We start from the raw sequence: 17659 nt of genomic DNA, 5'->3' as shown, positions 1-17659 counted from the left end.
CCCACAGGGGGAAAGTGTGTAAGGGTCAACCGCGCTTGGTCAGGCCCATTTTTGCCCGGCCTTCAGCCGGGGTCAGGACGCGGGCACCGAGGCGGCTGAGGATTTCACCGGCGCGCTCGACCAGTTGGCCGTTGGTCGCCAGCACGCCCTTGTCCAGCCACAGGTTGTCTTCCAGTCCGACCCGTACGTTGCCGCCGAGCAACACCGCTTGCGCCGCCATCGGCATCTGCATGCGACCGATACCGAAGCCCGCCCAGACCGCGTCGGCCGGCAGGTTGTCGACCATGGCTTTCATGGTGGTGGTGTCTGCCGGCGCGCCCCAAGGGATGCCCAGGCACAGCTGGAACAACGGGTTGTCGAGCAGGCCCTCCTTGATCATCTGCTTGGCGAACCACAGGTGGCCGGTGTCGAAGATTTCCAGCTCGGCTTTCACGCCCAGCTCTTGAATGCGTTTGGCGCCAGCGCGCAGCTGGGCCGGGGTGGAGACGTAAATGGTGTCGCCGTCGCCGAAGTTCAGGGTGCCACAGTCGAGGGTGCAGATTTCCGGCAGCAGTTCTTCGACGTGGGCCAGGCGGGTCAGCGGGCCGACCAGGTCGGTGTTCGGGCCGAATTCCATCGGGTTTTCGCCGGCACCGATTTCCAGGTCGCCGCCCATGCCGGCGGTGAGGTTGACGATGATGTCGACGTCCGCCTCGCGGATGCGCTCCATCACTTCGCGGTACAGCGCCACGTCACGGCTGAACTTGCCGGTTTGCGGGTCACGCACATGGCAGTGAACCACGGTGGCGCCGGCCTTGGCGGCTTCCACGGCGGCAGCGGCGATTTGTTTCGGGGTGACCGGCACGTGTGGGCTCTTGGCGGTCGTGTCGCCAGCACCGGTGAGTGCGCAGGTGATGATGACGTCGTGGTTCATTTGGGCGGTTCCTTACAGGCGAGTTTTTGGTTTTGGCCAGGCGTGGTGGTCCCGTTCGCAGCCCGTCGGGGCTGCGAGTCGGTGGTTCTATCGGGTTTATTTACTGGTCAGTTGCAGGTTTTCAGCGGCCGGTTTGCCATCGAAGGTGGTGACGCCTTCAAGCCAGCGCTTTTTGTCCTGCGGGTGATCCTTGATCCATTGCTTGGCCGACTCGAAAGCGTCCTTGTGATCCAGCAGCGGCTGCATCATCCGGCTCTCGTCTTCGGCGGTGAACGTCAGGTTGCTCAGCAGGCGACCGATGTTCGGGCATTGCTCGGCGTATGTCGGTGCAGTGACGGTCCACACCGTGGCCTTTCCTTCGTCCGGCCCAAGGGCGTTTTCACTGCCGGTGAGGTAGGTCATTTTCACGTTGACGTTCATCGGGTGCGGCGCCCAGCCGAAGAACACCACGGCTTCGTTGCGACGTACGGCGCGATCCACGGCGGCGAGCATGCCGGCTTCACTGGACTCGACCAGCTGGAACTTGCCGAGGCCAAACTGGTTCTTGGAGATCATCGCCTTGATCTGGGTGTTGGCGCCCGAGCCAGGCTCGATGCCGTAGATCTTGCCGCCCAGTTCTTTTTCGAATTTGGTGATGTCAGCGAAGGTTTTCAGGCCCTTGTCGGCGAGGTAGGTCGGCACGGCTAGGGTCGCGCGGGCGTCCTGCAGGCTTGGCGCTTCAAGCACCTTGACCTGTTTGGCGTCGACGAACGGGGTGATGGTCTGGGTCATCAGCGGGTTCCAGTAGCCGAGGAACAGGTCCAGACGCTGGTCGCGGATCCCGGCGAAGATGATTTGCTGGGAGGCGCTGGTTTGTTTGGTGCTGTAGCCGAGGCCATCGAGCAATACCTGGGTCATGGCGCTGGTGGCGATCACGTCGGTCCAGTTCACTACACCCATGCGCACGTTCTGGCACGCGGCGGGTTCGGCTGCCATGACACTGGCGCTCAGCAAAGCGGTACCACTGAGTGCAAGAACACAGCTGCTGATCAGTCGTTTCATCTCAGGTTCCTCGGCAGTTCGTTTATTGTGAGTTCCGGTGTCTGATGCGCCGGTGATGCCAAGTTACGCAGCAAAGCACCGATGAAAGCGCACTGCGGCGACCAGCTCTTGCACTGCAGCGACCTGTGCTCTTGAATGCCGCTCGCAACTGGCGTATCAACATCCCTACGCTGCCCGCCCTCTCGTTACCTGGCCTCTTGTTACCTGCTAAGCGAGTGCGCTCCATGTCCCAGGATTTCTACTTCTTGTTGATGCCGGGTTTCTCGGCCATCGGATTTATCTCGGCCATCGAGCCGTTGCGGGTCGCTAATCGATTTCGTGGCGAGCTGTATCGCTGGCATGTGCTGAGCGCTGATGGCGGGGCGGTGCTGGCCAGTAACGGCATGTCGGTCAACGCCGACGCGGCGCTGGAACCGCTCAAGAAAGGCGCGACGCTGCTGGTGGTCGCCGGCTTCGAGCCCCTGAAGTTCACCACCCCGGCGCTGGAGCACTGGCTGCGCCGCCTGGACCACGAAGGGGTGACCCTAGGCGCCATCGACACCGGCAGCTTCATCCTCGCCGAGGCGGGTTTGCTCGACGGTCATCGCCTGACCTTGCACTGGGAAGCCATCGACGCCTTCAAGGAATCTTATCCACAGCTCAGCGTCACCCAGGAACTGTTCGAGATCGACCGCCGGCGCATCACCTCTGCCGGCGGCACCGCTTCCATTGACCTGATGCTGGATTTGATCGCCCAGGCCCACGGTCCGGAATTGGCTATTCAGGTCAGCGAGCAATTTGTGCTCGGCCGCATCCGCCCACGCAAAGACCACCAGCGCATGGAAGTAGCCACGCGCTATGGCATCAGCAACAAGAAACTGGTGCACGTGATCGGCGAGATGGAGCAGCACAGCGAACCGCCGCTGAGCACGCTGGAACTGGCGGAATCGATCAAGGTGACGCGGCGACAACTGGAGCGCCTGTTTCGCCTGCATCTGAACGACACGCCGAGCAATTTCTACCTGCGGTTAAGGCTGGAAAAGGCCCGGCAGTTGCTACGGCAGACGGATATGAGCGTGCTTGAAGTGAGCATTGCCTGCGGGTTTGAATCGCCGTCGTATTTCACCCGCAGTTATCGGGCGAAGTATGAGCGCTGTCCGCGGGAGGACCGGCGTACCGCGAAAGCATAAACACCCGAAAACCCTGTAGGAGTGAGCCTGCTCGCGAAGGCAGTCTGTCAGACACATTCATGTCGACTGATGCACCGCTATCGCGAGCAGGCTCACTCCTACAGTTGTACAGCGGTGCCTGAGATTACTTCTTCACCAACGCCGAACACGCCGCTTTGTAAGCCTCATGCTGATATTTGTTCAGCGTCCCTGGCAGTTCGAAATTGTGCTTCTTGGCCTGGGCATTGATGGTCTGCGGCGACAGCAGGGCTACCTCGCAATTCTCCAGTAACTGGAAAACCCCTTCGATCTTGAAGGTGGTCGGCCCGCCAGCGAACTCGCCTTTCTTGCTGCGCTTCTTGATCGCGATGCGGTCGATGGAATTCTCGCGGACAAACGAGGCGACCTGAGCGGCGAACACTTTGACGTTGGCGGCTTCGTCGTCATCGTCCAGGGCAATTTTCTTGGTGGCGAGCGCGACATGGCCCAGCGCCTGACCGTCCAGCGTGGCCACGGCGATGATCGCTTCGCTGCCTTTGATTTCGATGCCGCAGACTTTCATGTTCAATCCCATTAGTGACAGAGGGTGTGTAGCTTACAGCTCAAGCTGACTGGCGGTGATGCCAAAAGCCGCAGCGATCTTCTCGCGGGTGGCCTTGCGAGGCTTGGCGACAGTCTCTTGCTGGGCGAAGGCCGGTTGAGTGATGCCCATGCGTTTGGCCACTTCTTCCTGGGTAAGGTTCAAGTGTTCGCGCCAGGCGCGGATGGGAGTAGCGCCATCGACGATTCGGCTCACCACCTCATGGGGGATCAAGTCGGGTTCGATTTTCTGCGCCACGTATTGTGCATAGGGAATGACCACGAAGGCTGGATTACCTTCGGCGTCATTGATGATTTGGATGTCAGTAGGTGCGTTCATCTCGGAAAAATATAAGTCTTTTATAAGAATTGCGAATCTTTGCTTATATTTTTATGGTTGGCCATCAACAACATTTGTCGGCATGTTGCGTGAAAAGTCCACAGAACAGCGGCTTTGGACAGAAGCTGTAGGTCAGATCAGAGTACTTTGTGGGAAAAGGGTTTTTGGGCGATTGAAAGCTGGTGGTAGTCCCAGCTTTCACCGGAATTTTCAGGACTACTCCTGCCCAATCGACTCCAAAAACTCCGACCGTTCATCACTCATCCGCGCCACACAATCGTTCTGGGCAATGGTGAACGCCTTGCTGCCAGCGGTAGTCGGGAAGGCTTCGACGGCGCAGTCTGCGTCGCGGGTCTTCAGCCATTGCTGTTGGGCGGCCTTGATCTTGGCGGTGATGTCGGCCAGTTGCGACGGGGTTTTGCCGTACTGCGACTGCATGCGCTCGGCCAGGCCCTGGAGGTTTTCCTTGAGCAGGTCTTCGGCGGTGGTTTTGCTGAAGGCCGAGCATTCCAGGGTCTGGACGTCGTTTTCGACTTTGTCGCACGGGTTGTCGTCGGACACCTCCGCTGCGTGTACGCCGGTCGCAATCAGTGCCATTGCCAGAATGATCGATTTCATTATCGTTGCCGCTCTTGTCCAGTGAAGCATCCAGTGATGCGGCGAATTCTGGCCCAAGCAGGCGGCCTTGAACAGGTCGGTGATTGTGCCTGGCGACGACCCTTTGTCGCGGATTGACGCTTTCGGCAATTCCCCTGTCGTTTTTGCACCCGGCTGCTTAGGCACCGAGGCATATGCTGGCCCCAAAGCGCCGGCAGACGATTCGGCGCATGAATCGCCAACAAGGGGACAGCCTGATGAGCCCAGCCGAATTACACGCCGACAGCATCGTTATCGACGGTCTGATCATTGCCAAATGGAACCGCGAGCTGTTCGAAGACATGCGCAAGGGCGGTCTGACGGCAGCCAACTGCACCGTGTCGGTGTGGGAGGGCTTTCAGGCCACCGTCAACAACATCGCCGCCAGCCAGAAGCTGATCCGCGAGAACAGCGACCTGGTGATTCCGGTCCGCACCACCGCCGACATCCGTAAAGCCAAGGAGCAGGGCAAGACCGGCATCCTTTTTGGCTTCCAGAATGCCCACGCCTTTGAAGACCAGATCGGCTATGTCGAAGTCTTCAAGCAGCTTGGCGTCGGTATCGTGCAGATGTGCTACAACACCCAGAACCTGGTGGGCACCGGTTGCTACGAGCGTGACGGCGGCCTGTCGGGCTTCGGTCGCGAAATCGTCGCCGAGATGAACCGGGCAGGCGTGATGTGCGACCTGTCCCACGTCGGTTCCAAGACTTCCGAAGAAGTCATCCTCGAATCGAAGAAACCGGTCTGCTACTCCCACTGCCTGCCGTCGGGGCTCAAGGAGCACCCGCGCAACAAGTCCGATGAAGAACTCAAGTTCATTGCCGACCACGGCGGCTTTGTCGGCGTGACCATGTTCGCGCCGTTCCTGGCCAAGGGCATCGATTCGACCATCGACGACTACGCCGAAGCCATCGAGTACGTAATGAACATCGTCGGCGAAGACGCCATCGGTATCGGCACCGACTTCACCCAGGGCCACGGCCAGGACTTCTTCGAATACCTGACCCACGACAAGGGCTACGCCCGCCGTCTGACCAGCTTCGGCAAGATCATCAACCCGCTGGGCATCCGCACCGTGGGCGAGTTCCCGAACCTGACCGAGACCCTGCTCAAGCGCGGCCACTCCGAGCGCGTGGTACGCAAGATCATGGGCGAGAACTGGGTCAACGTCTTGAAAGATGTCTGGGGCGAATAAGCCGCCGCACTTCTGAATCCTTTCCCGCTGCCGTCCGTGCAGCGGGCAACACAACAATTTTTCTGGAGTTAAGTTTCCATGGCCAAGATCGCCCCGCAATTGCCAATCGAAGTCGACAGCGAAACCGGTGTCTGGACCTCCGACGCCCTGCCGATGCTGTACGTGCCACGTCATTTCTTCGTCAACAACCACATGGGCATCGAGGAAGTGCTGGGCGCTGAAGCCTACGCCGAAATCCTCTACAAGGCCGGCTACAAGTCCGCCTGGCACTGGTGTGAAAAAGAAGCCGAATGCCACGGCCTGGAAGGCGTCGCAGTGTTCGAACACTACATGAAGCGCCTGTCGCAGCGTGGCTGGGGCCTGTTCAAGATCCAGGACATCGACCTCGACAAAGGCACCGCCAGCGTCAAGCTCGAACACTCGGCGTTCGTCTACGTGTACGGCAAGGTCGGGCGCAAGGTCGACTACATGTTCACCGGCTGGTTTGCAGGGGCGATGGATCAGATCCTCGCCGCTCGCGGCAGCAAGATCCGCACCGTGGCCGAACAAGTCTACGGTGGCTCCGAAGAGGGCCACGAAGACGGCTTGTTCACCGTCAAGCCGTTGTAAGTCGAGGAACCCGCCATGGCTTTCGAAGCAATGTTCCAGCCGATCCAGATCGGCAAACTGACCATCCGCAACCGCGTGCTCAGCACCGCGCACGCCGAGGTCTATGCCACCGACGGCGGCATGACCACCGACCGGTACGTCAAGTATTACGAAGAGAAAGCCAAGGGCGGGATCGGCCTGGCGATTTGCGGCGGCTCCTCCAGCGTGGCCATCGACAGCCCGCAAGGCTGGTGGAAGTCGGTGAACCTGGCGGACGACCGGATCATTCCGCACTTCCAGAACCTGGCCGATGCCATGCACAAGCATGGCGCCAAGATCATGATCCAGATTACCCACATGGGCCGTCGTTCCCGTTGGGACGGCGAGCACTGGCCAACCCTGCTGTCGCCGTCGGGCATCCGTGAGCCGGTGCACCGTGCGACCTGCAAGACCATCGAGCCGGAAGAAATCTGGCGGGTGATCGGCAACTACGCCACTGCTGCGGCGCGGGCCAAGGCCGGTGGCCTGGACGGCGTCGAACTGTCGGCCGTGCACCAGCACATGATTGACCAGTTCTGGAGCCCGCGGGTCAACAAGCGTACCGATGAATGGGGCGGCAGCTTCGAGAACCGCATGCGTTTCGGCCTGGAAGTGATCAAGGCTGTGCGCAAGGAAGTCGGTCCGGATTTCTGCGTCGGCATCCGTCTGTGCGGTGATGAATTCCACCCGGATGGCTTGTCCCATGAGGACATGAAGCAGATCGCCAAGTACTACGACGACACCGGCATGATCGACTTCATCGGTGTGGTCGGCTCGGGTTGCGACACCCACAACACCCTGGCCAACGTTATCCCCAACATGAGTTATCCACCGGAGCCGTTCCTGCATCTGGCGGCCGGTATCAAGGAAGTGGTCAAGGCACCTGTACTGCACGCGCAGAACATCAAGGACCCGAACCAGGCGACCCGTATTCTGGAGGGCGGCTACGTCGACATGGTCGGCATGACCCGCGCCCACATCGCCGACCCGCACCTGATCGCCAAGATCAAGATGGGCCAGGTCGACCAGATCAAACAGTGCGTCGGCGCCAACTACTGCATCGACCGTCAGTACCAAGGCCTGGACGTACTTTGCATCCAGAACGCCGCGACCTCCCGTGAATACATGGGCGTGCCGCACATCATCGAGAAGTCGACCGGTGTGAAGCGCAAAGTTGTGGTGGTCGGTGCCGGTCCTGCCGGGATGGAAGCCGCTCGCGTGTCGGCCGAACGTGGCCACGACGTGACCCTGTTCGAGAAGAAAGAATTCATCGGTGGCCAGATCACGACCGCATCGAAAGCCCCGCAACGGGACCAGATCGCCGGTATTACCCGCTGGTTCCAACTGGAATTGGCGCGTTTGAAAGTTGACCTGCGCCTGGGCGTGGCGGCCGATGCGGCAACCATTCTCGACTTGCGTCCAGACGTGGTGGTGCTCGCCGTCGGCGGCCATCCATTCCTGGAGCAGAACGAACACTGGGGCGCGGCTGAAGGCCTGGTGGTCAGCAGTTGGGACATCCTTGATGGCAAGGTTGCACCGGGCAAGAACGTACTGGTCTACGACACCATTTGCGAGTTCACCGGGATGTCGACGGCCGACTTCCTCGCCGACAAGGGCAGCCAGGTCGAGATCGTCACCGACGACATCAAACCGGGCGTGGCCATCGGCGGTACGTCGTTCCCGACTTACTACCGCAGCATGTACCCCAAAGAAGTGATCATGACCGGGGACATGATGCTGGAGAAGGTCTACCGCGAAGGCGACAAGCTGGTGGCGGTGCTGGAAAACGAATACACCGGCGCCAAAGAGGAGCGGGTGGTCGACCAGGTGGTGGTGGAAAACGGCGTGCGTCCGGACGAAGAAATCTACTACTCGCTGAAGGAAGGCTCGCGCAACAAAGGCCAGATGGACATCGAAGCCTTGTTCGCGATCAAGCCGCAGCCATCGCTGAGCACCACGGGTGACGGCTACTTGCTGTTCCGTATCGGCGACTGCGTGGCTCAGCGTAATACACACGCTGCGATCTATGACGCGCTGCGGTTGTGCAAGGATTTCTAACAGTATCACCATCATCACTGTGGCGAGGGGGCTTGCCCCCGTTGGGCTGCGACGCGGCCCCAAAATCAGTCAATGCGGTCTGTCAGTAAAAAATGCATTTGACCGATTTACGACTGCTTCGCAGCCGAACGGGGGCAAGCCCCCTCGCCACAGGTCGGTGTCAGGCCTTTAACGGCAAGCACATGAACCCTTGCAAGACCCGAGGTCTTTGGGAGCTTCACCATGTTGAACACCCTTCTTCCAATCCTGTTGTTCGCAGCCCTGGGCCTTGGTGTCCTGGGCGCGTTGCGGCGGGTGGCCATGTGGCGCCGGGGCCGGGCTTCGAAAGTCGACCTGATCGGCGGCCTGTTCGCCATGCCCAAGCGCTACATGGTCGACTTGCACCATGTGGTCGCGCGGGACAAATACATTGCCAACACCCACGTCGCCACGGCCGGCGGTGCGGTGGCGTCCATCGTGCTGGCGATCCTGGTGCATGGTTTCGGCCTGCATAACCGCTTCCTCGGCTATGCGTTGCTGCTGATGACAGCGGTGATGTTCGTTGGTGCGATCTTTGTTTACCTGCGTCGGCGCAACCCGCCGTCCCGTCTGTCGAAAGGCCCGTGGATGCGCCTGCCGAAAAGCCTGCTGGCGTTCTCGGTCTCGTTCTTCCTGTTGACCCTGCCGGTGGCAGGGATCCTCCCGGAAAACTTCGGTGGCTGGCTGTTGGCGGCGATTCTCGGGGTTGGCGTGTTGTGGGGCGTGTCGGAGCTGTTCTTCGGCATGACCTGGGGCGGGCCGATGAAACACGCCTTCGCCGGTGCGCTGCACCTGGCCTGGCACCGTCGCGCAGAACGCTTCGGTGGCGGTCGTTCCACGGGCCTCAAGCCTCTGGACTTGAATGACCCGACCGCGCCACTGGGCGTGGAAAAACCCAAGGATTTCACCTGGAACCAATTGCTCGGCTTCGACGCCTGCGTGCAGTGCGGTAAATGCGAAGCGGCGTGCCCGGCGTTCGCCGCCGGCCAGCCGTTGAACCCGAAAAAACTGATTCAGGACATGGTCGTCGGCCTGGCCGGTGGCACTGACGCCAAGTTCGCCGGCAGCCCGTATCCGGGCAAGCCGATTGGCGAACACGCGGGTAATCCGCATCAACCGATCGTCAACGGCCTGGTGGATGCCGAGACCCTGTGGTCGTGCACCACCTGCCGCGCCTGTGTCGAGGAGTGCCCGATGATGATCGAGCACGTCGATGCCATCGTCGACATGCGTCGCCATCTGACCCTGGAAAAAGGCGCCACCCCGAACAAGGGCGCCGAGGTGCTGGAAAACCTGATCGCCACCGACAACCCGGGCGGTTTCGCGCCGGGAGGGCGGATGAACTGGGCAGCAGACTTGAACCTCAATCTGCTCAGCGAAAAGAAATCCACCGACGTGCTGTTCTGGGTTGGCGACGGTGCCTTCGACATGCGTAACCAGCGCACCCTGCGTGCGTTCGTCAAAGTGCTGAAAGCGGCGAAAATCGACTTCGCGGTGCTCGGCCTCGAAGAACGCGACAGCGGTGACGTGGCTCGGCGCCTGGGCGACGAAGCGACCTTCCAGCTGTTGGCCAAGCGCAACATCCAGACTCTGGCCAAATACAGTTTCAACCGCATCGTCACCTGCGATCCGCACAGTTTCCACGTGCTGAAAAACGAGTATGGCGCTTTCGATGGCAACTACCTGGTGCAGCACCACAGCACCTACATGGCGGAAATCATCGATGCTGGCGCGCTCAATCTCGGTCAGCACAAAGGCGACAGCGTGACCTACCACGACCCGTGCTACCTCGGCCGCTACAACGGCGAATACGAGGCACCGCGTCAGGTGTTACGCGCCCTAGGGATCGAAGTGAAAGAGATGCAACGTTCCGGCTTCCGCTCGCGCTGCTGCGGCGGTGGTGGCGGCGCGCCGATCACCGACATTCCCGGCAAGCAACGCATTCCCGACATGCGCATGGAAGACATCCGCGAAACCGGCGCCGAACTGGTGGCCGTGGGTTGTCCACAATGCACCGCGATGCTCGAAGGCGTGGTCGAACCCCGGCCGATGATCAAGGACATTGCCGAGCTGGTGGCCGACGCGTTGCTGGAAGAAGCCGCCTCCAAACCCTCTACGCCGGCCCAACGTGAACCAGCGGAGGCCCACTGATGAGCGACATTATCCGCCGCGACCCGCGGGCCGAATGGATTGCCCGCAACCGTCTGCACCCGCTGCACGCAGCCATGCAGCCGGCGCAACACAGCTGGATGGGGCCTAACGGCGTCATCCGCAAGAATCCCCATGGAGTCGGTTTCATCGGCCCCAACGGTATCAAACGCATCGACCGCAGCGGCGCTCAGCAGGGCGGGGCGACCAAGCGCTCGGCTGCCGTGGAAGTACAATTGCCGCTGCATCAGGTGACCGCGCCTGCGTTTTACATCAGCGTGGTGCCGGACATGGTCGGTGGTCGCTTGAGCAGTCACGACCGCGACCTGCTGGGCCTGGCCCATCAACTGGCCGGCAAGGACGGCGCAGTGCTGGCCGTGGTGTTCGGCGAACACAAGGAAAACGCTTTCGCCACGGCGGGCGTCGACCGCCTGCTGGTGCTGGAAGGCGAAGAATTCAACGGTTATGCACCGGAGCAACGGGTCCAGGGCCTGCGGGCTGTGGATAACCAGTTCAGCCCGCGTCACTGGTTGCTGCCGGACAGCCGCAGTGGCGGTGGCGAACTCGGCCGTCGTTTTGCTGCGGCACTGGGCGAGCGCCCGGCCACGCGGGTCTGGCAGGTCAAGGATCAGGAGTGCATCGGCCGTGCTGGCGCAGGTCTGCAAGACCTTGCCCGGCCGCTGGCGCGATTGATTCTGGCGGCTGCCGAGTGCGCCGAACCGGTCAGCGAAACCCGTCACGAAGCCTTGGCCGTGGAGTTATCCACAACTGTGGCGCGCAGCCTGTCGCGGATCGAAGATCTGGGCGCGGTGGCCGTCGATCCGGCGGCAATTCCAATGGCCGAAGCCGAGTTCATTTTCTCCGGTGGCAACGGGGTCAAGGACTGGGGACTTTTCCACAGGACCGCCGAAGCCCTCGGCGCGACCGAAGGCGCATCGCGGGTGGCGGTGGACGACGGCTTCATGGCCCGCGACCGCCAGGTCGGCGCGTCCGGCACCTGGGTCACTGCACGGGTCTATGTGGCGGTGGGGATTTCCGGGGCGATCCAGCACCTGCAAGGCATTGGTGCCTGCGACAAGGTGGTGGCGATCAACCTCGACCCGGGCTGCGACATGATCAAGCGTGCGGACCTCTCGGTGATTGGCGAGAGCGCGGAGATTCTTCAAGCCTTGATCGAGGCGGTAGAGGCTTACCGCAACGACGCCAAGCGCGATGCGGCTTAAGGGAAGGAAAGGGTTATGAGCACGAAAATCATCAGCCTGGTGTCCATCGGCGCCCACCCGACATCCGGTCGGCCGCGTCGCGCGGAGCAGGATGCGCGGGCGGTTGAACTGGGCCTGCAATTGGCTGGGGATAACTTGCAGGTGCTGCATGCCGGCGACATTTCCGAGCCTGCATTGCGCGCCTACCTGGGCATGGGGCTTGAGCAACTGCATGTGCTGGAACAACCGCAAGGCGCCGACGCGCTACCGGCGCTGACCGACTATTTGCGCGATGCCGGGGCGCAGGTGGTGTTGACCGGTAGCCAGGCGGAAACCGGTGAAGGCTCGGGCATGTTGCCCTTCCTGCTGGCCGAAAGCCTGGGCTGGCCGCTGGTGGTGGGACTGGCGCAGGTCGAGTCCATCGATGGCGGTTCGGCGCTGGTGCTGCAAGCCTTGCCCCGCGGTCAACGTCGTCGGCTGAAGGTACGCCTGCCGTTTCTGGCGACGGTGGATAACGCTGCACCCAAGCCTCGGCAGAGCGCTTACGGCCCGGCCCGACGCGGCGTGCTGCAAGCGCAGGACGTCGAGGTCATCGACGATGAACTGCTCGCGGTCGCAACCCTGCAACCGGCCAAGCCAAGGCCCAAGCGTCTGAAGGTGATCAAGGCCAAGAGCGGTGCCGACCGAATGAAAGCCGCGACGGCCAAGGCCAGTGGTGGAGGCGGGCAGGTACTCAAGGGCGTGACGGCGCAAGCCGGGGCCGAGGCCATCCTCAAATTGCTGATTGAAGAAGGTGTGGTTCGCTAACAAACACTGTGGGGGCGGCTTGTTCGCGAAAGCGTGGTATCAGGCGGCATTGATGTTGACTGATACTCCGTCATCGCGAGCAAGCTCGCTCCCACAGGATCTCTTCGTCCCGCACCACACCCGTCAGCCCGGTGAGCTACAGTTTTCCATGCGCTGATCAAGGGTGCGGCACGTTTTCGGGAGCTTTCAGACATTCAGCGCTGACTCATAAAACCCTGTTTTTATGACTGGCCTGAATATGAAGACTTTCGCTCTTCTGGCGCTCTGTGCATCGGCCATGTGGTTATCCACAGGCTTGATCTCTGCCGCCCAGACAAAGGCGTCCGAGGCTGATCAGGATTTTTACCGCTGGATAGACTCCGAACAAGGCCGCAACGCGTCCCTGGCGCAACTGCGGCAACAGTGCGACAAGGTACTGGATGCCGACAGACACCTCAGCTGCTCGGTGACGGTCTTCGCCAGATTGCTCGAAGCCAAGGCCGCCAATCAAATCCCCGAGTACTACCTGGCGATCAAGGCCAGGCATGCCCGGGCGATTGCGGCCAGCGCCGATCTGAAGCCGCTGTTCTCCACGTTTGGCAGCAAATCACTGGCTGTCCTGGCGGCGACCGGCGATTTCACGGTCAACGGTTCGACGCGGTATGAGGTGCTGCCGCTCTATCCGTATGCCGACGACTTCTACAACGCTGAACAAGTGCTGCCATTTATCGAGGTCGGCGCGGCCAATGGTGTCTCGGCGCGTTTTGTTCTGGACACGGGCGCACCGCAAACCCGGGTCAACATCGACACTGCGAAACAGTTGGGCATCAGGTTGTTGCCCGATGCTTTTTATCGCTACAGCACGTTTTATGGCGAAAAAGGCTTGGCCGCGAGGCTGGGAGTTCTCGGGTCGCTGAAAGTCGGCACCCGCGAGTTCAGGAATGTCCTGGTCTTTGTCAGCGACCGGGACAATCTGTTGGGGCTGGATCTGATCAGCAAGCTGGGGCGCTTGAAGATCACCAGCAGAACACTGGAGCTGAATCCGCCGCCGGCCACACGCTGTGATGCGCCGATTGCCATTAGCCGCCTGGATCTCAATCAACGGTTGGTGGTGGCCGCACAGCTGGATCGCCGGGCAACGCAGGCCATCATCGATACCGGAAATGTCGACTACTTGACGGCCTCGTCGCCCGGCAGGCAAGTCAGCGTTGTGCAGGCGCTGACACCGGGAGGCTCGAACGTTTACACCGGCAACAACAAACGCTTCCAACGCTTCGACGGCGTATTGGCCCTGCAAGGCAACACCATGGCGGTCACCTACAAATACTACCCGGGCTTTACCATCCCGCCGTCGCTGATAGGCGGGCAATACGTCCCGTCAATATTGCTCGGATGGCACGCGTTCAAAGACTTTGAATTGAACCTGGATCTGGATTCAGGTCGCTCATGTCTCAATAAAATCTGAACAACTTCGGTGTTTACCCACAATCCCTGTTGGTGGTTCTGTGGATAACATGTTCGCCCATGGCTACACCCCATATAAATCAGGCCCTGCAAGCCTCAGGTCAAAAAACAACCAGTCCTGTCCGTGGTTTTTCCAAGCTTTTTCAACGGGATAAGTGCTGTTGTGGGTGCAGACTTGCCCCCAATCTCTGTTGGCGCTTCTGTGGATAAGATGTTTGCTTTCGGCTGTAGGCCTTATAAACAGCGGCTTTCATGGTTGCGATCAAAAAGTGATCAATTGATGGTTGTGAGCCGTAGAATTCCACGCAAACACCGGTTTCTTGCGGGTTATAGCGGTTTTCCACAGTGTCTTCGAAGTTAACCCCAAAGTCTGTTGGCGCTTCTGTGGATAAGGTGTTCGCCATCCTCTGAAAGCTACGCAGTCCGTGCCTTTCAGGCTTCTGATCAAAAAATGATCAGACCGCTCGTGGAAGCATGCTTCTGGATAAGTCACGATTTTTCTTTGGGTTTTGTGGAGAAATTTTGCGGTCTTTCCACAGTTGTCCCCAATAGCTGTGGGTGGAGGTGTGGATAACTTGTTCGCGGAAGGCTGGGAGGTGCGGCGGGCATAGGCCTGAACGAGATAGGTCATATTTCGTGCAGTTCTAATGAGGAGAGGAATTACCGAGAGGATTGTGTTGATGCAGAGGGTGCCATCGCGAGCAGGCTCGCTCCTACAGTGGATCTGTGAACGACACAGATCGAGTGTGGGAGCGAGCCTGCTCGCGATGCTTTTGATGTTTAGCCGCTAACCGGGACACCCTTGAGGTACGGCGCAGGCTCGGCCCCCAGGTTGCTCAGCAGACGCTCGCTGTACCAGTCCACGAAGTTCACCACACCAAACTCATAAGTCTTGGAGTAAGGCCCAGGCTGGTACGCAGTGGAGTTGATGCCGCGCTGGTTCTCTTCGGCCAGACGACGGTCCTGGTCGTTGGTGGCGTCCCAGACCTGGCGCATGCGCTCCACGTCGTAGTCCACGCCTTCGACCGCGTCCTTGTGCACGATCCACTTGGTGGTGACCATGGTTTCCTGGGCGCTGATCGGCCACACGGTGAACACGATGATGTGGTCGCCCATGCAGTGGTTCCACGAGTGCGGCAGGTGCAGGATGCGCATCGAGCCCAGGTCCGGGTTCTGGATGCGGCCCATCAACTTGGCGCAGCCCTGCTTGCCGTCCATGGTCATCGACACGGTGCCCTTGAGCAGCGGCATGCGCACGATGCGGTTACGCAGGCCGAAGCTGGCGTGGGCGTAAGGGATCTTCTCGGCTTCCCAGGCAGCGGCGGAGGCGGCGACGTGGTCCTTGAAGGCCTGGTCGGCGCGCGGGTCGGTGACGTCGTCCCACTCCAGCAGGGTTTTCAGCAGTTCCGGGTGCGACGCGTTGCAGTGGTAGCACTCGCGGTTGTTTTCCAGCACCAGTTTCCAGTTGGCCTTTTCCATCAAGGTGGTTTGCACCGCCACCTTGGTGTTCTCCATGTCGTACGGTTCCATGTAATGGTTCAGTGTCGACAGGAAGTCATCGATGGCCGGCGGATTCTCCGCCAGGCTGATGAAGATGTAGCCGCCGGCGGTCTTCACGTTCACCGGCTTGAGGCCGTACTCTTTCATGTCGAAGTCGGCGCCCATTTCGGTGCCGGCGAACAGCAGGCGGCCGTCCAGTTCGTAGGTCCACTGGTGGTAGTGGCAAACCAGCTTGGCGACCTTGCCCTTGTCGCTGGTGCACAGGCGCGAGCCACGGTGGCGGCAGACGTTGTGGAACGCATGCACCACGCCTTCGGCGCCACGGATCACGATGATCGGGTTCTTGCCGATCTGCAGGGTCAGGTAGTTGCCCTTGGTAGGGATCTCGCACGTCATGCCGGCGATCAACCACTCTTTCTGAAAGATTTCCTGCATGTCGATATCAAACAGGCGCTCGTCGGAGTAAAACGGCTGCGGCAGCGAGAACGTGCGCTCGCGCTCTTGCAGCATCTGTGCGGTGGCCTTGCGTGCGGGTTCCAGCGGATCGCCCAGGCTCAGGGTAGTAGTGACGTCCATCGTTTAATCCTCAAGGCCATTCTGTGTGGCCGGCGAAAGTGGCTAATCAGGGTTGCTACGCAAGGTGTAAAGAATGTGTCTTGGTATGGGGCGAGTGTGGGGCCGGCGCTGGCCAGAACCTTATCCATGGGCGACATGGTGCAATCTGTTCCCGACGCGCAAGCCCCGGTCGTTGGGGGCTGGTCGCGATAAGCATGTCAATGTCGCAGATAGGTAAATGGATGGTTCGCGCTATACGCAGAATCGCCAACATGAAGGCCGACAGTCGGCCGTGGAGATCAGCATGTCCAACAGCTTCCTGAACCCGGTAACCACCCAGACCTGGGCCAATGGTCGACACATCGTCCGTTGCGTCAAAGTCATCCAGGAAACCTGGGATGTGCGCACCTTTTGCTTCATGGCCGACCAGCCGATCCTGTTCTTCTTCAAACCGGGGCAGTTTGTCACCCTGGAGCTGGAGATTGAAGGCCAGCCGATCATGCGTTCGTACACCATTTCCAGCTCGCCATCGGTGCCGTACAGCTTTTCGGTGACCATCAAGCGCGTGCCGGGCGGCAAGGTGTCCAACTGGCTGCACGACACCCTGCACGAAGGCCAGGAGCTGGCGGTGCACGGGCCGGTCGGGCTGTTCAATGCCATGGACTTCACCGCGCCGAAGGTGCTCTACCTCAGCGGCGGCGTTGGTATCACGCCGGTCATGTCCATGGCGCGCTGGTTCTACGACACCAACGGCAATGTCGACATGGTATTTATCCACAGCGCCCGTTCGCCTAAAGACATCATTTACCACCGTGAGCTGGAACACATGGCGTCGCGGATCGAGAACTTCAGCCTGCACCTGATCTGCGAGAAGCACGGCATGGGTGAGCCATGGGCCGGTTATCGCGGTTACCTGAACCACAGAATGCTTGAATTGATGACGCCTGACTTCCTTGAGCGCGAAGTATTCTGCTGCGGCCCGACACCGTATATGAATGCGGTCAAGCGCTTGCTGGAAGCCGCTGGCTTCGACATGTCGCGTTATCACGAAGAATCCTTCGGTGCGACCCCGCCAGAGGCGCGCGCTGACGCCGTGGAACACGCTGAACAAGCGGCCGAGGCACCGGAAGTCGACGCCGCGGACTTGCATCAAGTGGAATTCACCACCTCCGGCAAGAGCATCCGCGTGGCCCCAGGCGAGACCGTGCATGCGGCGGCGGCCAAGGTCGGCCTGATGATTCCGAAAGCTTGCGGCATGGGGATTTGCGGGACGTGCAAGGTGCTGAAGTTGGGCGGCGAAGTGGAGATGGAACACAACGGCGGGATCACCGAGGAAGACGAAGCCGAAGGGTTCATCCTGTCGTGCTGCAGCGTGCCGAAAGGCGATGTGCGGATCGAGTATTGATTCGGGTGGGAATATATCTCTGAAAGCAGTGGTGTTCCCTTGT

General features: G+C 60.4%; 15 protein-coding genes. 9 read left to right on the top strand and 6 right to left on the bottom strand.

Annotation, left to right across the window (positions count from 1 at the left end; translation table 11 throughout):
* Positions 1-25: 25 nt before the first annotated feature.
* Positions 26-913: a 3-keto-5-aminohexanoate cleavage protein gene (locus tag KGA96_RS00680; RefSeq protein WP_008048151.1), complete on the bottom strand. Its 888-nt coding sequence runs from the start codon at positions 911-913 to the stop codon at positions 26-28.
* Between the two features lie 96 nt (positions 914-1009).
* Complete coding sequence (choX, locus tag KGA96_RS00675) at positions 1010-1954, bottom strand: choline ABC transporter substrate-binding protein (RefSeq protein ID WP_046039360.1); 945 nt, start codon at positions 1952-1954, stop codon at positions 1010-1012.
* A gap of 224 nt (positions 1955-2178) precedes the next feature.
* Here choX and KGA96_RS00670 point away from each other — a divergent pair, with 224 nt between their 5' ends.
* Positions 2179-3123: a GlxA family transcriptional regulator gene (locus tag KGA96_RS00670; RefSeq protein ID WP_046039362.1), complete on the top strand. Its 945-nt coding sequence runs from the start codon at positions 2179-2181 to the stop codon at positions 3121-3123.
* 124 nt (positions 3124-3247) lie between these two features.
* Here KGA96_RS00670 and KGA96_RS00665 read toward each other — a convergent pair whose 3' ends face one another.
* The 3 genes from KGA96_RS00665 to KGA96_RS00655 all read right to left on the bottom strand — a co-directional run bounded on the left by KGA96_RS00665 (position 3248) and on the right by KGA96_RS00655 (position 4639).
* A complete protein-coding gene (locus tag KGA96_RS00665; RefSeq protein WP_046039547.1) occupies positions 3248-3664 on the bottom strand; it encodes a DUF3010 family protein in 417 nt (138 codons plus the stop codon).
* Positions 3665-3697: 33 nt separating this feature from the next.
* Positions 3698-4021, bottom strand: a complete 324-nt coding sequence (locus KGA96_RS00660; RefSeq protein WP_046039364.1) for a helix-turn-helix domain-containing protein — start codon at positions 4019-4021, stop codon at positions 3698-3700.
* 216 nt (positions 4022-4237) lie between these two features.
* Positions 4238-4639: a lysozyme inhibitor LprI family protein gene (locus tag KGA96_RS00655; RefSeq protein WP_046039366.1), complete on the bottom strand. Its 402-nt coding sequence runs from the start codon at positions 4637-4639 to the stop codon at positions 4238-4240.
* A 236-nt stretch (positions 4640-4875) separates the two neighbouring features.
* Here KGA96_RS00655 and KGA96_RS00650 point away from each other — a divergent pair, with 236 nt between their 5' ends.
* The 7 genes from KGA96_RS00650 (at position 4876) to KGA96_RS00620 (ending at position 14157) form a co-directional block, all read left to right on the top strand.
* On the top strand, positions 4876-5853 hold the full coding sequence (locus KGA96_RS00650) for a dipeptidase (protein WP_046039549.1): 978 nt from the start codon (positions 4876-4878) through the stop codon (positions 5851-5853).
* Positions 5854-5931: 78 nt separating this feature from the next.
* Positions 5932-6462 (top strand): DUF5943 domain-containing protein, encoded by a 531-nt coding sequence (locus tag KGA96_RS00645; protein ID WP_008048169.1) that lies wholly within the window; start codon positions 5932-5934, stop codon positions 6460-6462.
* Positions 6463-6477: 15 nt separating this feature from the next.
* Positions 6478-8538, top strand: a complete 2061-nt coding sequence (gene dgcA, locus KGA96_RS00640; protein WP_046039367.1) for a dimethylglycine demethylation protein DgcA — start codon at positions 6478-6480, stop codon at positions 8536-8538.
* 222 nt (positions 8539-8760) lie between these two features.
* Positions 8761-10707, top strand: a complete 1947-nt coding sequence (gene dgcB / locus KGA96_RS00635; RefSeq protein ID WP_046039368.1) for a dimethylglycine demethylation protein DgcB — start codon at positions 8761-8763, stop codon at positions 10705-10707.
* Positions 10707-11927 (top strand): electron transfer flavoprotein subunit alpha/FixB family protein, encoded by a 1221-nt coding sequence (locus KGA96_RS00630; RefSeq protein ID WP_046039370.1) that lies wholly within the window; start codon positions 10707-10709, stop codon positions 11925-11927. The genes dgcB and KGA96_RS00630 overlap by 1 nt, the downstream gene beginning before the upstream one ends.
* Before the next feature lie 15 nt (positions 11928-11942).
* Positions 11943-12713: an electron transfer flavoprotein subunit beta gene (locus KGA96_RS00625; protein ID WP_046039371.1), complete on the top strand. Its 771-nt coding sequence runs from the start codon at positions 11943-11945 to the stop codon at positions 12711-12713.
* Between the two features lie 277 nt (positions 12714-12990).
* Positions 12991-14157, top strand: a complete 1167-nt coding sequence (locus tag KGA96_RS00620; protein ID WP_046039373.1) for a retropepsin-like aspartic protease — start codon at positions 12991-12993, stop codon at positions 14155-14157.
* 779 nt (positions 14158-14936) lie between these two features.
* On the opposite strand, the gene gbcA is transcribed toward KGA96_RS00620, so the two are convergent.
* Positions 14937-16232 (bottom strand): glycine-betaine demethylase subunit GbcA, encoded by a 1296-nt coding sequence (gbcA, locus tag KGA96_RS00615; protein ID WP_046039375.1) that lies wholly within the window; start codon positions 16230-16232, stop codon positions 14937-14939.
* A 283-nt stretch (positions 16233-16515) separates the two neighbouring features.
* On the opposite strand from gbcA, the gene gbcB reads away from it, so the two are divergent.
* Positions 16516-17616, top strand: a complete 1101-nt coding sequence (gene gbcB / locus KGA96_RS00610) for a glycine-betaine demethylase subunit GbcB (RefSeq protein WP_046039551.1) — start codon at positions 16516-16518, stop codon at positions 17614-17616.
* The last annotated feature ends 43 nt before the right edge of the window (positions 17617-17659 follow it).

The sequence above is a fragment of the Pseudomonas sp. GL-R-26 genome (assembly GCF_019947365.1).
In the GTDB taxonomy this organism is placed as follows: Bacteria; Pseudomonadota; Gammaproteobacteria; order Pseudomonadales; family Pseudomonadaceae; genus Aquipseudomonas.
This window is presented reverse-complemented; position numbering and strand designations above follow the sequence as displayed.

Bases quoted from the DNA above. Each gene is read 5' to 3' on its own strand.
- KGA96_RS00620 (WP_046039373.1), top strand. From the start codon at position 12,991: ATGTGGTTATCCACAGGCTTGATCTCTGCCGCCCAGACAAAGGCGTCC.
- KGA96_RS00630 (WP_046039370.1), top strand. From the start codon at position 10,707: ATGAGCGACATTATCCGCCGCGACCCGCGGGCCGAATGGATTGCCCGC.
- KGA96_RS00625 (WP_046039371.1), top strand. From the start codon at position 11,943: ATGAGCACGAAAATCATCAGCCTGGTGTCCATCGGCGCCCACCCGACA.
- gbcB (WP_046039551.1), top strand. From the start codon at position 16,516: ATGTCCAACAGCTTCCTGAACCCGGTAACCACCCAGACCTGGGCCAAT.
- KGA96_RS00645 (WP_008048169.1), top strand. From the start codon at position 5,932: ATGGCCAAGATCGCCCCGCAATTGCCAATCGAAGTCGACAGCGAAACC.
- dgcB (WP_046039368.1), top strand. From the start codon at position 8,761: ATGTTGAACACCCTTCTTCCAATCCTGTTGTTCGCAGCCCTGGGCCTT.
- gbcA (WP_046039375.1), bottom strand. From the start codon at position 16,232: ATGGACGTCACTACTACCCTGAGCCTGGGCGATCCGCTGGAACCCGCA.
- KGA96_RS00665 (WP_046039547.1), bottom strand. From the start codon at position 3,664: ATGAAAGTCTGCGGCATCGAAATCAAAGGCAGCGAAGCGATCATCGCC.
- KGA96_RS00680 (WP_008048151.1), bottom strand. From the start codon at position 913: ATGAACCACGACGTCATCATCACCTGCGCACTCACCGGTGCTGGCGAC.
- KGA96_RS00660 (WP_046039364.1), bottom strand. From the start codon at position 4,021: ATGAACGCACCTACTGACATCCAAATCATCAATGACGCCGAAGGTAAT.
- choX (WP_046039360.1), bottom strand. From the start codon at position 1,954: ATGAAACGACTGATCAGCAGCTGTGTTCTTGCACTCAGTGGTACCGCT.
- dgcA (WP_046039367.1), top strand. From the start codon at position 6,478: ATGGCTTTCGAAGCAATGTTCCAGCCGATCCAGATCGGCAAACTGACC.
- KGA96_RS00655 (WP_046039366.1), bottom strand. From the start codon at position 4,639: ATGAAATCGATCATTCTGGCAATGGCACTGATTGCGACCGGCGTACAC.
- KGA96_RS00670 (WP_046039362.1), top strand. From the start codon at position 2,179: ATGTCCCAGGATTTCTACTTCTTGTTGATGCCGGGTTTCTCGGCCATC.
- KGA96_RS00650 (WP_046039549.1), top strand. From the start codon at position 4,876: ATGAGCCCAGCCGAATTACACGCCGACAGCATCGTTATCGACGGTCTG.